At 60.7% G+C, this 14,172-nt stretch carries 11 protein-coding genes; 9 read left to right on the forward strand and 2 right to left on the reverse strand.

Features of this window, described 5'->3' with window-relative positions:
- Positions 1-215: 215 nt before the first annotated feature.
- The 9 genes from M1D78_RS08025 (at position 216) to M1D78_RS08065 (ending at position 11,125) form a co-directional block, all read left to right on the forward strand.
- Positions 216-2,990 (forward strand): FimV/HubP family polar landmark protein, encoded by a 2,775-nt coding sequence (locus M1D78_RS08025; protein ID WP_437419749.1) that lies wholly within the window; start codon positions 216-218, stop codon positions 2,988-2,990.
- Between the two features lie 2 nt (positions 2,991-2,992).
- Positions 2,993-3,856: a tRNA pseudouridine(38-40) synthase TruA gene (gene truA, locus M1D78_RS08030; RefSeq protein WP_437419748.1), complete on the forward strand. Its 864-nt coding sequence runs from the start codon at positions 2,993-2,995 to the stop codon at positions 3,854-3,856.
- Between the two features lie 84 nt (positions 3,857-3,940).
- A complete protein-coding gene (locus tag M1D78_RS08035) occupies positions 3,941-4,564 on the forward strand; it encodes a phosphoribosylanthranilate isomerase (protein ID WP_437419747.1) in 624 nt (207 codons plus the stop codon).
- A 226-nt stretch (positions 4,565-4,790) separates the two neighbouring features.
- Entirely contained in the window at positions 4,791-5,684 is an 894-nt protein-coding gene (gene accD / locus M1D78_RS08040) for an acetyl-CoA carboxylase, carboxyltransferase subunit beta (RefSeq protein ID WP_437419746.1), read from the forward strand.
- Positions 5,681-6,985, forward strand: coding sequence for a bifunctional tetrahydrofolate synthase/dihydrofolate synthase (gene folC, locus M1D78_RS08045; RefSeq protein ID WP_437419745.1), 1,305 nt, complete (start codon positions 5,681-5,683; stop codon positions 6,983-6,985). The genes accD and folC overlap by 4 nt, the downstream gene beginning before the upstream one ends.
- A gap of 31 nt (positions 6,986-7,016) precedes the next feature.
- Positions 7,017-7,646, forward strand: a complete 630-nt coding sequence (locus M1D78_RS08050) for an SPOR domain-containing protein (protein WP_437419744.1) — start codon at positions 7,017-7,019, stop codon at positions 7,644-7,646.
- A 133-nt stretch (positions 7,647-7,779) separates the two neighbouring features.
- Positions 7,780-8,292: a CvpA family protein gene (locus M1D78_RS08055; protein ID WP_437419743.1), complete on the forward strand. Its 513-nt coding sequence runs from the start codon at positions 7,780-7,782 to the stop codon at positions 8,290-8,292.
- A 73-nt stretch (positions 8,293-8,365) separates the two neighbouring features.
- On the forward strand, positions 8,366-9,871 hold the full coding sequence (gene purF, locus M1D78_RS08060; protein ID WP_437419742.1) for an amidophosphoribosyltransferase: 1,506 nt from the start codon (positions 8,366-8,368) through the stop codon (positions 9,869-9,871).
- 42 nt (positions 9,872-9,913) lie between these two features.
- Positions 9,914-11,125, forward strand: coding sequence for an O-succinylhomoserine sulfhydrylase (locus tag M1D78_RS08065; RefSeq protein WP_437419741.1), 1,212 nt, complete (start codon positions 9,914-9,916; stop codon positions 11,123-11,125).
- Positions 11,126-11,170: 45 nt separating this feature from the next.
- Here M1D78_RS08065 and gspD read toward each other — a convergent pair whose 3' ends face one another.
- Both gspD and M1D78_RS08075 read right to left on the reverse strand, forming a co-directional pair.
- A complete protein-coding gene (gene gspD / locus M1D78_RS08070; RefSeq protein ID WP_437419740.1) occupies positions 11,171-13,411 on the reverse strand; it encodes a type II secretion system secretin GspD in 2,241 nt (746 codons plus the stop codon).
- Positions 13,412-13,414: 3 nt separating this feature from the next.
- Positions 13,415-13,855: a type II secretion system protein N gene (locus tag M1D78_RS08075; RefSeq protein ID WP_457933558.1), complete on the reverse strand. Its 441-nt coding sequence runs from the start codon at positions 13,853-13,855 to the stop codon at positions 13,415-13,417.
- Positions 13,856-14,172: the final 317 nt, after the last annotated feature.

Here is a 14,172-nt window from a genome sequence, read left to right on the forward strand (position 1 = left end):
GTGCGAAAAGGCCTGAGGCTTAATGCGGTGCAGTCGGGTGGGTTGTTGATAAAACACTATCTGTAAAAGATACTTACTGAAAGTTCGAAGAACTATTCTAGCTGACAGTGTTAACAGGCTTGTCGCTGACGGGGGCCGCCATCCGGGTGGCAGGGCAGTGAATATCAGGCCTCTCTCGAAGATCCGAGAAAGTTAAAAAACAAGGGATTACATCAATGGTTCGGGTTCGCAATCTGGTGCTGGCAATCGCGGCTGCAACCGCGTTGACTTCCGAAATGGCTTACGCGCTAGGGTTGGGCGAAGTCACCTTGAAATCAGCGCTAAATCAGCCGCTTGTCGCTGAAATCGAGCTGCTCGATGCTAAATCCCTTGCGCCAGGAGAGGTTGTTCCGGCGTTGGCCTCGGTCGAAGAGTTCAATAAGGCGGGTGTAGATCGCCAGTACTTTCTGACCGATCTGACCTTCACCCCTGTACTTCGTCCCGATGGCAAAAGTGTCATTCGCGTGTCGTCGACGAAGCCTGTTCGCGAGCCCTACCTAAATTTCCTCATCGAAGTCCTCTGGCCTAGTGGGCGTCTGCTGCGTGAGTACACGCTGCTTCTCGATCCGCCACTTTATTCTCCCGAGATTGCCGCCGCGGTCGCTCCTCAGTTGCCGGTATCGGCTCCTGCATCTAAGCCGTCTTCCCCAGTGCGGGCACCGTCGGCGTCTCCAATGAGTGCGCCTTCAGCTACTCCGAGCGCCTTGCAGGGCGATCAATACAAAGTCACGCCAAATGACACGCTTTGGGAGGTTGCCGAACGCGCCCGCCAGGGCGGCACCGTCCACCAAGCCATGTTGGCTATCCAGGACTTAAACCCGGATGCTTTCATCGGTGGAAATATCAATCGCATGAAGAATGGCCAGGTGCTGCGCCTGCCGACTGAAGAGCAGGTGCGGAGCCGGTCCCAGGCGGAGGCGATCCAGCAGGTCGCCCAGCAGAACGCAAGCTGGCGACAAGGTGCAGGTCTTGCAGGCGAGGGTTCTCGTCAGCTCGATGCCACCCAGCGCGGCCAAGCCGGAAACGCGCCGACACGCAGCGAAGCGGGCGACAATCTTCGCCTGGTCGCTCCAGAGGCTGGTCAAGCCACTACGGGCAGTGATAGCGGTGGGGCTGACGATACCAAGTCCTTGCGCGACAAACTGGCCGTCACCGAAGAAAGCCTCGACTCCAGTCGCCGCGAGAATCTGGATCTCAAGGACCGCCTGAGCGATCTCCAAGGCCAGCTGGACAAGCTACAGCGCCTGATGGAGCTCAAGGACAACCAGTTGGCCAAGCTGCAGGCTCAGATCGGGGCCGATGCTGCACCGGCAACGGGCGCTCCTGTAGGCGGCGAACCGCAAGCCGAAGCTGCCCTGGCGAATCCTCAGGTTGATGCGTCGCCCGCCGATACAGGCGAGCCGGCTGACGTCGAGGCACAGACCAGTGATGCCGCTCCGTCGGAGCCGGAACAGGTTAAGGCCCAACCGGTAGAGCCTGCTCAGCCGGCACCGGCCCCTGCTGCGGAACCTAAACCTGAGCCTGTTGCAGCAGCCCCAGCCTCAGCGCCCGTTGCCGACGAGCCGGAGTCGGGTGGTTTTGTCGATGATCTAATGGCCGATCCGGTCATGCTGGGCGTAATTGGTGGCAGCGCGTTGCTGTTGCTGTTGGTTGGTCTGATGGCATTGTCGCGCCGCAATGCGATGAAAGAGGCTGAGCTTCAGGAAAGCCTTCTCGCCGACAGCGAGACCAACAACTTTTACGCAGCCGATCACGATGAGGCTGTGTCCCAAGGCAAGCCGGCTGCCCAGCCGATTGCCGATGCCAGCCCCGCCGACGCGCTGGCCGGTGCCGCGAACGATCCGCTGGCTGAGGCGGACATCTATATCGCCTACGGCCGTTTCAATCAGGCAGCCGAATTGCTGCAGAACGCATTGAACGACGAGCCCCAGCGTAGCGATCTTCGCTTGAAGTTGATGGAGGTGTATGCCGAACTTGGCGATCGGGAGGGTTTCGCTCGTCAGGAATCTGAGCTGCGCGACATCGGTGGATCGACATCAGCAATCGATCAGCTCAAGACCCGCTACCCTGGCATGGCCGCAGCTGCCACCGCGGGGTTTGCCGCAGGTGCATTCGGTTCCAATCAGGATGATCTTGATAACCTCAGTCTGGACGATCTTGATCTGGATGGCCCGTCAGCAGCCGCGCCGGCCGTATCCGAGGAAGCCGACAATGCGTTCGATCTCAGCCTGGATGATCTCGAGCTGGATCAACCCTTGCCGTCAAGTGAGCCAGTTGGAGAGACACGCGGTTTCTCCGAAGTAGACGAGCTGAGCTTTGACGAACTCTCTCTTGAAACGGCTGCGCAGGAAAAGGGTACCGATGAGTTCGCCCTTGAGCTTGACGAGTCGACTACGAGCAGCGACGTATCGTTCGAACAAGAATTAGCCGCTTTCTCACTGGACCTGGATGAGGAGCAAACCCAGCCGGCTGCCTTGCAGCGCGACGATGAACTTAGCCTGAGTCTCGATGAGACGCCCCAGCCTTCCGTGGACAGCTTCGATTTCGAGTTGCCAGAGCTCAACGAGCCCGCGTCGATGCCTGATGAATTCGACTTGTCTCTGGAAGAGGAGGTCGCTTCGGCCGAGCCGGAAACCTTCGCCTCCCGATTGGAAGAGGTTGAGGCAGAACTGCAGGACCTGTCTCGAGATATTGACGAGTCTGCTGAACTGACGAGCGCTGCGCCGGCCATCGAGCCGGTCGCTCCCTCGGCTGAATCCATCGATGAGCTTGGAGATGACTTCGACTTTTTCTCCGACACCGATGAAACGACCACCAAGTTGGATCTTGCCCGCGCTTATATCGACATGGGTGACGCTGAAGGTGCGCGTGACATCTTGGATGAAGTGATGAGCGAAGGAAGCGACGTTCAGCAGCAGGAGGCGCGCGAGATGCTCGCCAAGCTCGCCTGAGCATGACCGAAGCAGTACCCGAAGCGGCAGCCTCAGTGGCTGCCGCTGGCATTTCCAGGATTGCACTTGGCGTTGAGTACAAAGGGTCTCGCTATCGCGGTTTCCAGCGGCAGCGAGACGGGGTGCCGTCGATCCAGTTGTCCCTGGAAAATGCGCTGAGCAGAGTGGCTGGGGGGCATCCAGTTATATTGAGTTGCGCAGGGCGTACCGACGCGCTGGTACATGCCTGTGCGCAGGTCGTTCATTTCGATACCGCCGTGACCCGTTCAATGCACGCCTGGGTCATGGGTGCCAACATGAATCTGCCGGGCGATATCAGTGTCACCTGGGCCAAGGAAATGCCGATGCATTTCGATGCACGCTTCAGTGCCATGGCTCGCCGTTATCGTTATGTCATTTACAACGACCAGATTAGGCCGGCTCACCTTGCTGAGGAGGTCACCTGGAATCACCGGCCGCTGGATATCGAACGCATGCGGGAGGCCTCGAAGGTTTTCGTCGGCACGCACGATTTCAGCGCCTTCCGCGCGCGCCAATGCCAGGCCAAGTCTCCGATCAAGACCATTCATCATCTCGAGCTGCTACAGCATGGGCGGCTTATGGTCATCGATGTTCGGGCAAACGCCTTCCTTCACCACATGGTGCGCAATTTTGCCGGTGTGCTGATGACGATTGGAGCAGGAGAACGCCCGGTCGAGTGGGCGGGGGAAGTATTAGAGTCGCGTGTGCGGCGAACCGGTGGCGTGACGGCTCATCCATATGGTCTCTACCTGGTCGAGGTCGACTACCCGGACGAATTCGAGCTGCCCAGCCGTTACTTGGGCCCGCACTTTCTTTCAGGCCTGCCGGACGTAAGGAAGCGTTAATAAACGCGCTTCACGCCTTGTGTGGCTTGCAGCTAGCGGCGCTTTTGTTACCATCCAAAGTCTTTTATCGCAGGTAGACGACCGTTGCCCATCGTTCGTACCAAGATATGCGGCATTACCAACGTTGACGACGCCCTCTTGGCCGCTGAAGCAGGCGCGGACGCGATCGGGTTGGTGTTCTACAGGCCCAGCCCGCGGGCGGTCGACGTTCAACGCGCTCGCCAGATCGTGGCGGCGCTCCCGCCATACGTATCCACGGTCGGCTTGTTCGTCAACGCATCGCGTTGTGAGCTCACCGAGACGTTGGAAGCGGTCCAACTGGACATGTTGCAGTTTCATGGCGATGAGTCCCCAGCTGATTGCGAGGGTTACCACAAACCTTGGTACAAGGCGCTACGTGTCAAGCCTGGCGAAGATATTCGCGCCCAGGCCGCGCATTACCGGGGAGCTTGCGCGATTCTTCTTGATGCTTATGTGCCGGGTCTACCTGGCGGTACCGGTGAGTCGTTCGACTGGTCATTGATTCCGCGGGACCTGGATAAGCCGTTAATTTTGGCCGGCGGACTGAACCCTCAGAACGTAGAACGTGCCATTTCCCAAGTGCAGCCCTATGCCGTGGATGTGAGTGGGGGGGTGGAGTTGCGCAAGGGTGTCAAGGATGCCGAAAGCGTTCGTGATTTCATTCGAAGAGTCCGAGGCGCAGTGTGACGAACCGGTGCCGTGCGCCGTCCAGTTACCGCTCGCTGGTGAGACCTGTCAGCGTTTCGTGCGGCCTGGCTGGAAGCAAGCTGGCCGCTAGCACTATAGATCTTGCCTCGTTGGCATATCGTTTTCGCGGTGAGGACGGCTCCGGTAGCGTCCGTGCCGCCATGATGAATTCGCCTGTAGCGCACAGAGTTGCGCTCGGGACAGACAAGCTGTGGAGAATAAAAGCATGAGCAACTGGCTGGTAGACAAGCTGATCCCCTCGATCATGCGCTCTGAATCGCAGAAAAGCTCGGTACCGGAAGGGCTTTGGCACAAGTGTCCGTCTTGCGAGGCGGTGCTTTATCGCCCCGAGCTGGAAAAGAGTCTGGACGTCTGCCCCAAATGCCAGCACCACATGCGTATTGACGCTCGGACCCGCCTGGACATCTTTCTCGACAAGGACGGGCGGCAGGAAATCGGGGCAGACCTAGAACCGGTTGATCGCCTCAAGTTTCGTGACAGCAAGAAGTACAAAGATCGCCTCTCGGCTGCGCAGAAGCAGACCGGCGAAAAGGATGCTCTGATCGCCATGAGCGGCACGCTGATGGATATGCCGGTCGTGACCTGTGCGTTCGAGTTCTCTTTCATGGGGGGCTCGATGGGTGCGATTGTCGGCGAACGTTTCGTCCAAGCCGCCAACTCAGCGCTAGAGCAGCGCTGTCCGCTGGTGTGCTTTGCAGCGTCCGGTGGTGCACGGATGCAGGAGGCGCTGATCTCTCTCATGCAAATGGCCAAGACCTCCGCCGTGCTGGCTCGTATGCGCGAAGAGGGCTTGCCTTTCATTTCGGTGCTTACCGACCCGGTTTACGGTGGTGTCTCGGCGAGCCTGGCAATGCTGGGTGATGTGATTGTCGCTGAGCCCAAGGCGCTGATCGGCTTCGCCGGGCCGCGTGTCATTGAGCAGACGGTGCGCGAAAAACTGCCGGAGGGCTTTCAGCGCAGCGAATTCCTGCTCGATCATGGTGCTATCGACTTGATTATCCCGCGTGCCGAGCTGCGCCCCCGGCTGGCGCGCTTGCTCGCTCAGTTGCAGCAATTGCCGGCCCCCGCCGAGCCAGTCATGGTCAACGCGCCTGCATGACCGAGCGGAGCCTGAACGACTGGCTCGCCTATCTTGAGCGACTGCATCCGAGCGCGATCGACATGGGCCTCGATCGCAGCCGCGCAGTGGCGCAAGCGTTGGGGCTCGGGCGCCCCGCGCCGCGTGTGGTAACCGTCACAGGTACCAATGGCAAAGGCTCGACCTGCGCCTTCATTGCTCAACTATTTGCAACCCACGGGCTGAAAACAGGCCTGTACAGCTCACCGCACTTGCGCAGGTATAACGAACGCGTCCGTATTGCGGGGCGCGAGGCAAGTGATTCAGAGCTATGCGAGGCCTTTGAAGCGGTCGAGCGTGCTCGCGGTGACATCTCGCTAACCTATTTCGAAATGGGGACACTAGCGGCGTTCTGGTTGTTCGAACGTGCGCGGCTCGATGCTGTTGTGCTCGAGGTTGGGCTGGGTGGACGCCTGGATGCGGTGAACCTGGTCGATGCTGACGTGGCGGTGGTTACGAACATCGGTCTCGATCATGCCGAATGGTTGGGTGATAGCCGTGAAAGCGTAGCGTTCGAAAAAGCCGGGATTTTTCGAATGGGTGCCCCGGCGGTATGCGGCGACCCCTTGCCGCCCGCAACCTTGCTCGAGTCGGCCAACCGTTTGTCCGCTCCGTTGAAACTTCGCGGCCGTGATTTCGATCTGTGCGTGGATGGGCAGCGCTGGCGCTGGCATGGGGTCAGTGCAACAGGCGAGCCGCTATTGCTTCAGGATCTTCCGCCGCTTGACCTCCCGCGAGAAAACGCCGCTGTTGCGTTGCAGGCCTATGCGATGCTCGACCTTCCTTGGGAGGCTGAGCGGCTGAAGCAGGCCCTGGCGACTACACAAGTCGTCGGCCGGCTCGATCGCCGGCAGGTCATCTGGCATGGCAAACAGCTCGATCTGTTGCTCGATGTCGCGCATAACCCACATGCCTCCAGCTATCTGGCCGGTCGCCTCGCCTCTTGTCCACTCAGGGGCCGTAGATTGGCCGTGTTCGGACTGCTAGCGGACAAGGATATCGCTGGCGTTGTAGAGCCTCTGCTCGGAGTGGTTGAGAGTTGGGCGGTCACCCCGTTGCCCAGTCCACGCTCTTGCTCGGCGGAACGGCTTGCTCAGACGTTGAACGAGCGTGGCGCCTCGGTCAGTATCTATCCTGACGTGTCCCACGCGATCGAGGCGCAATGCGACGCTGCTGTCGAGGGGGATGAGCTCTTGATATTTGGGTCGTTCTACTGCGTTGCAGAAGCGCTGGAGTGGCTTGATCGTAACGCGGTGAACGGAGGGCGACGCATTGCTGGATAAGGGATTGCTACAACGAATCGTGGGCGCCCTGGTGCTGGTTGCGCTGGCGGTCATTTTCGTGCCGATGTTGTTCAATCGGGAAGACGCGGGGCGCGAGGTTGCGGTCGACGCGCCTCGGATGCCTGAGGCACCCGTGGCCCCCGATATCGAGCCTGAGCCTGTGGACTTGCCGGAGCCCGCACCGGATGATTTCGAGATCATAGAAGAGGGGTCGGTTGGAGAGGGGGCGTCACCGGCCGCCGGCGAGCCCGAACGGCCATCGGCACCGATCGCCGATGCTCCTGAGGCGGCGCCTTCCTCCGAGCCGGCTCCGGCACCGTCGCAGCCCGTTACAGCGCCGGTCGAGACCGCGGCTAGCCCAGTGCAGCCTGCCAAACCGTCGCCGAAGAGCGCCGAAGAGCAGCGCCTCGACGCGTCGGGCCTCCCGGTGAGTTGGTCTGTGCAGTTAGCGAGCCTGTCGAGCCGCGAGAATGCCGAGAAACTGCAAAGCACGCTGCGCTCTCAAGGCTACAACGCATATGTGCGCACGGCGGATGGGATGAATCGCGTTTTTGTCGGTCCGCTGGTCGAGCGCGCCGAGGCGAATCGCTTGCGTGACCAGCTACAGCGCCAACAAAAGCTCGATGGTTTCGTGGTGCGCTTCAAGCCCGAGCAACAATAGCGTCTTGTTTACCGGCGCGGCGACAGGGTTTAGGCGTCTGATCGCCGAGTCGCCTCGAATGCACCAGGGAGGCGTATTCCTCCTCGAGGGGCTCTGCTAAAATGCGCCGCCTTTCTTCCTTGCAGGACAGCCCGTGGCATTCACCTGGGTCGATTGGGCGTTTGTCGCCGTCGTGGTCATTTCCAGTCTCATCAGCCTGAAGCGTGGTTTCGTCAAGGAAGCGCTTTCGCTGCTTACCTGGATCATCGCCGGCGTCGTGGCCTGGATGTTCGGTGGTTCGCTGTCTCATTATCTGGCCGAATACATTGAAACCCCCTCGTTTCAGGTCATCGCCGCCTGCGCGATCCTGTTCGTGGTGACCTTGCTAGTCGGGGCGCTGGTCAACTTTCTCATCGGCGAGCTGGTCCGGGTGACGGGCTTGTCCGGTACCGATCGATTTCTTGGAATGGTCTTCGGAGCGGCCCGGGGCGGCCTGCTCATCGTTGTGCTGGTTGGGCTGCTCAGTCTTGCCCCGGTGCAGCAGGACCCCTGGTGGCGCGAGTCTGCGCTCGTTCCGCATTTCCTGTTGGTGGCCGACTGGTCTAAGAATCTCATCCTGGGATTCGGTAGCCGCTGGGTCGCCGGCTCGTTCGACTCGGGTGCCTGAGCCGACGGATATTCACAACGGGCGCTGGGGATTCCCGAGCGTCCGGATCAGCCTGAAATGAGAGGTTCCTTGCATGTGTGGCATTGTCGGCATCGTCGGTAAGTCGAACGTCAACCAGGCGTTATATGACGCTCTTACCGTACTGCAACATCGCGGGCAGGACGCGGCTGGAATCGTGACCAGTGATGGAGGCAAGCTGTTCTTGCGCAAGGACAACGGCCTGGTCCGCGACGTGTTCCAACAGCGCCACATGCAGCGTCTGGTGGGCAATATGGGGATCGGTCACGTTCGTTATCCCACCGCCGGCAGCTCCAGCTCCGCCGAGGCCCAGCCCTTCTATGTCAACTCACCATACGGCATCACGCTCGCGCACAACGGCAATCTCACCAACGTCGACCAGTTGACCAAGGAAATCTACGAATCCGATCTGCGCCATGTGAACACCAATTCTGATTCCGAAGTGTTGCTCAACGTGTTTGCCCACGAGTTGGCTGTGCGCGGCAAGTTGCAGCCTACCGAGGAAGACGTATTCGCGGCCGTGACGAAGGTGCATGAACGTTGCGTCGGTGGTTATGCGGTGGTGGCCATGGTCACCGGTTACGGCATTGTCGGCTTCCGCGATCCCAATGCCATTCGCCCGATCGTGTTTGGCCAGCGCCATACCGACGAAGGCGTGGAGTACATGATCGCGTCTGAAAGCGTTGCGCTCGACGTGCTGGGCTTTACGCTGATCCGTGATCTGGCGCCCGGCGAGGCGGTATATATCACCACCGACGGCAAGCTCTTCACGCGCCAATGCGCGGCCAATCCACACTACGCACCCTGCATCTTTGAGCACGTCTACCTGGCACGTTCCGACTCCTTGATGGATGGCGTTTCGGTCTACAAGGCGCGCCTGCGGATGGGCGAGAAGCTGGCGGACAAGATTCTGCGAGAGCGGCCCGAGCATGACATCGACGTGGTCATTCCGATTCCTGACACCAGCCGCACCGCCGCGCTGGAGCTGGCCAACCGGCTCGGTGTCAAATTCCGCGAAGGCTTCGTCAAGAACCGCTACATCGGCCGCACGTTCATCATGCCCGGGCAAGCGGCACGCAAGAAGTCGGTGCGTCAGAAGCTCAACGCTATCGAGCTGGAGTTCCGCGGCAAGAACGTAATGCTGGTGGACGACTCCATCGTGCGGGGCACGACCTGCAAGCAAATCATCCAGATGGCGCGCGAGGCGGGGGCGAAGAATGTTTATTTCTGCTCCGCTGCGCCAGCGGTGCGCTACCCGAACGTCTATGGCATCGATATGCCCAGCGCGCATGAGCTCATCGCGCACAACCGCACCACCGAGCAAGTTGCCGAGCTGATTGGCGCCGATTGGCTGGTCTATCAGGACCTGCCCGACCTGATCGATGCGGTCGGGGGGGGCAAGGTGAAGATCGATAACTTTGACTGTGCCGTGTTCGATGGCAAGTACGTGACCGGTGATATCGACGAAGTCTATCTGCATAAGATCGAGCAGGCTCGCAACGACCTCAGCAAGGCCAAGTCGGCCGTCGCCAGCGCTATCATCGACCTGCATAACAATTGACCGGTGCGTCGGCGATTCAGCGCCGGAGCGAGGAGAATCACTATGGCACATGATTGGGATGCGGGGCGCCTCGACAGCGACCTGCTAGGCGTCGGCCCGGATACCCTGGCGGTACGCGCTGGTCAGCGGCGCACGCCAGAGGGCGAACATGGCGAGCCGTTGTTCTTCACTTCTAGCTATGTGTTCCGCAGCGCCGCGGATGCTGCGGCAACCTTTGCTGGCGAAAAGCCGGGTAACGTCTATTCACGCTATACCAACCCGACGGTGCGGGCGTTCGAGCAGCGCATTGCTGCTATGGAAGGGGCCGAGCAAGCCGTGGCGACCTCGTCCGGCATGTCCGCCATCCTGGCAACCGTCATGAGCCTGTGCTCGGCCGGCGACCATGTGCTGGTTTCCCGCAGCGTATTCGGTGCAACCGTCTCGCTGTTCGAGAAGTATCTCAAGCGTTTCGGGCTCGAGGTGGACTTCGTGCCGCTGGTTGACCTTCAGCGTTGGGAGGGTGCCTTCAAGCCGAACACCAAGCTGGTGTTCGTCGAGTCACCGTCCAACCCGCTGGCCGAGTTGGTCGATATCGAGGGGCTTGCCACCCTTTGTCGTGCGAAGGGCGCCTTGTTCGCGGTGGATAACTGCTTCTGCACGCCCGCACTGCAGCAGCCGCTGGCACTGGGCGCTGACATCGTCATCCATTCGGCGACCAAGTACATCGATGGGCAGGGCCGTTGCCTGGGCGGCGTGGTCGCCGGCCGCGCGGAGCAGATGAAGGAGTTGGTCGGCTTTCTGCGCACCGCTGGCCCGACCATGAGCCCGTTCAACGCTTGGGTGTTTCTCAAGGGGCTGGAAACCCTTCGCCTGCGTATGCAGGCCCACTGCGCGGGTGCCCAGGTGCTTGCCGAGTGGCTTGAGCAGCAGTCTGGAGTGGAGAAGGTTTACTATGCTGGCCTTCCGAGCCACCCGCAGCACGAGCTGGCCAAGCGGCAACAGAAAGGTTTTGGCGCGGTGCTGAGTTTCGAGATCGCTGGCGGCAAAGAAGCCGCTTGGCGTTTCATCGATGCGACACGTCTGATTTCCATTACGGCGAACTTGGGCGATAGCAAGACCACCATCACTCATCCCGGCACGACGACGCATGGCCGCCTCACGCCCGATGAGCGGGCCAATGCGGGCATCCGCGACAGCCTGATCCGCGTCGCGGTAGGGCTCGAAGATGTCGAGGATCTCAAGGCCGATCTCGCCAGGGGTCTGGCTGCGCTATGAGCTATTTGCGGCACCTACGGTGCCGCATCCTCCTGGGCTGACCGGCTACTCCCCAGCCGTTTCGACCTTTACCAAGAAACCGTCCAGGCGCTGCTCGGCGGATAGCCGCTGAAGTAGGCGACTGGCCTCGGCGCGCGCTTCGACCGGTCCCACGAATACGCGGTGGGTGTTGCCGGTCGTTTTGACATAGGCCTCATAACCCTGGCTGCTGAGCTTCTCCTGGAGCGCCTGCGCGCTGGTGGGATTTTGAAAGCTCGCCAATTGCACGGACCACCCTGCTCGGGGCGCCGCCGTTGCCGTGGGTTCCGGCCGCGGGACGACCTGAACGGCTGAGGCAGGTGCGGCTGCTTTACCCGAGCGCAGATCGATGGCCGGTGCCGGCTGGCCTTGCCCGTCGAATAACCGCTCCGGTGTTGCGGGGAGGATGCTCGGGCTGTCTGAGTCCGTTTCGATGACCCTTATATCGCTGTACTTCTTACCGGACAACGCAGCCAGGCCAGCACGGTCGCGTACGACGGTCGGCCGTAGAAATACCATTAGGTTACGTTTGACGTGCGTTTCCTGGGTGGAACGGAAGAGGGCACCGAGCAGGGGGATATCACCGAGCAGCGGGACCTTCGAATCGGTACGGGTGACGTCGTCCTGTATCAGGCCGCCAAGCACAATCACCTGCCCATCCTCGGCGAGGATGGTGCTCTTGATGGAGCGTTTGTTGGTCACGAGGTCGACGGCCTGCGCGGAAAGCGACGCTGACGGGGCGATCGATGAAATTTCCTGCTCGATCTCCAGGCGCAGCGTCGCGCCATCATTGATGTGTGGCACGACTTTGAGCGTGACGCCGATATCCTGCCGTTCGATAGTGGTGAAGGGGTTGTTCGCACCGGATGCATCGGTTGTATAGGTGCCCGTCTGGAAGGGCACGTTCTGACCGACCAGGATCTCCGCCTCTTGGTTGTCCAGCGTGAGCAGGCTGGGTGTCGACAGCAGGTTGCTCTTGCTATTGGCCGACAGCGCGGTGATCAAAGCGCCGAAGCTGCTTGTGCCGAGACCGATAATGGCGCCATCGGGCAGGTTCGAGGGGATCTCGTTTTCACTGATCGCCGACAGAACGCTGCCAACGGAAAGGCCAGTATTGGAGAAACTGACGCCGCCCACGCCGCCTGTGCCGCCGCGAGCGTCGACCGCCCACTGCACGCCCAGGGCGTCGGTAATGTCTCCGGATACTTCGACAATGGCCGCCTCGACCATTACCTGTGCCCGCGGGATATCGAGTTGCCGAACGATGGACTCGAGGGTGCTGATCACCTCGGGCTCGGCCAGCATGACCAGTGCGTTGAGGCTCTCGTCGGCGCGGATGAGGATATTTTGCTGACGGGTGCTTTGAGTTTCACCCTCGCCGGGCTCGGATAGTCGTTCGGAAATGTCGCCCAGCGTCTCGGCCAGCGCTTTCGCATCGTTGTGCCGCAGGCGTATGACTCGGGTGTTGGCCGAACGGGTGCTCGGCGTGTCCAGCGTCTTGGCGAGGTTGGCGAGTTTCTGCCGAGCCTGTTCCGGGCCTGTGAACACCAGGCGGTTCGTGCGGGAGTCGGCGATGATCTGTGCGCCAGCGGTGTCCCGCGCTTCGCCACGGGCGAGCGTGTTGCGCAGCACCTCGGCAATATCCGTTGCCCAGCCGTATTGCAGGTTCACCACGCTGTGGTCGTCACTCTGCGCGCGGTCCAGCTGACGGACGATATCCTCGATGCGCGAAATGTTCGCGCTGCGGTCGCTGATAATCAGCGCGTTGGCGGAGCCGACGGCGGCGAGGTGCCCGTATTGAGGCACCAGCGGGCGTATCAACGGAATCAGTTCGGTCGCGGAGGTGTGCTGGACCTGGATCACGCGGGTTTCCAGCAAATCCCCGCCGGTCGGTCCGCCTCCGGCTTCGGACTTGGCTTCCGCGTTCGGTACGATGCGGGTCACTTCGCCCTGCGTGAGGACGCTGTAGCCGTGCGTCGCCATCACAGAAAGAAACAGCTGGTAAACCTCTGACAAGGACAGTGTCGTGGATGAAACCACGCTGACCTGGCCTTTTACCCGCGGGTCCACGATGAAAGTCTGGCCTGTCAGCTGGCTGATCTGGTCGACGAATGCGCGGATGTCGGCGTCCTTGAGATTGATCGTCCAGCCATCCTGCTGGGTTTCGCTCGGTTCGATGCCAGGTTCCGCCGCCAGCAGGGGCAGCGGTGCAATGAGCAAGCTGGCGGCAAGGAACGCAACGAGCGGACGAGAGGAGAAAGGCGGCATCAGTCAGTCATCTTCCATGTTCTGTTCATCGGTGGGCAGTGTTTCCGGCGATTCCGCCGAGCCTTCCATCTGCTGGCGCAGTGCTTCCATCTGTTGCTGAAGCATCTCCGCTTGCGGATCGATGGCATCCATTGGGGCGGGCTCGCTGTAATCCGGCAGATTGTCCGGTACGGCTGTTACGGCTCGGGTAGTCGGAAAAAATAAATTCTCGATCCGCCCATTGCGTTGGATTTCGACGCGGTCAGGATGAACGCTCTTCAGGCTCAGCCCCGATTGAAGTTCCTCGCCGACCCTGTACAGCTGAGGCGGGCTGCCGGACAGCTGAACGATCGCGGTGGAGCGAGCCGGGTCCGCATGCACGAAGCTGCCGAGCAAGGTTAGATCAGAATGAGCCGTGTCGGGGGTGTAGGCAGAGTTCGCCGGGGTTCCGAACAGGGTGGACATGCGCTGCAGGTCCGGCACAACGCCGGCAGGTTGGGCTTCGCCAACAGGCTGCTTCGCAGGTTCGCGTATCAGCTGGAGCCAATCGGCAACCTGTGCGGCCAGATAAAGGCCAAACACGACGACCACCAGCGCGCTTACGAGGATAGGCGCGTGTGGGCGAATACGCTGGAGGGCAGCAGGAAAAGCCAAGCGAGGCACTCCAATGACGGTGATAACGGACATGACCCTCCAGGGTGCGTGAGCCGATGCCTGTCTGACAGGCTAGCCGCAGAGCCGGATCATGGCGAGGAAGCGCCTGAGTATGCCAGGCCAACTGA

The organism is Pseudomonas sp. SA195 (assembly GCF_054131565.1).

Bases quoted from the DNA above. Each gene is read 5' to 3' on its own strand.
- M1D78_RS08065 (WP_437419741.1), top strand. From the start codon at position 9,914: ATGGCACATGATTGGGATGCGGGGCGCCTCGACAGCGACCTGCTAGGC.
- gspD (WP_437419740.1), bottom strand. From the start codon at position 13,411: ATGCCGCCTTTCTCCTCTCGTCCGCTCGTTGCGTTCCTTGCCGCCAGC.
- M1D78_RS08025 (WP_437419749.1), top strand. From the start codon at position 216: ATGGTTCGGGTTCGCAATCTGGTGCTGGCAATCGCGGCTGCAACCGCG.
- folC (WP_437419745.1), top strand. From the start codon at position 5,681: ATGACCGAGCGGAGCCTGAACGACTGGCTCGCCTATCTTGAGCGACTG.
- truA (WP_437419748.1), top strand. From the start codon at position 2,993: ATGACCGAAGCAGTACCCGAAGCGGCAGCCTCAGTGGCTGCCGCTGGC.
- purF (WP_437419742.1), top strand. From the start codon at position 8,366: ATGTGTGGCATTGTCGGCATCGTCGGTAAGTCGAACGTCAACCAGGCG.
- accD (WP_437419746.1), top strand. From the start codon at position 4,791: ATGAGCAACTGGCTGGTAGACAAGCTGATCCCCTCGATCATGCGCTCT.
- M1D78_RS08075 (WP_457933558.1), bottom strand. From the start codon at position 13,855: ATGTCCACCCTGTTCGGAACCCCGGCGAACTCTGCCTACACCCCCGAC.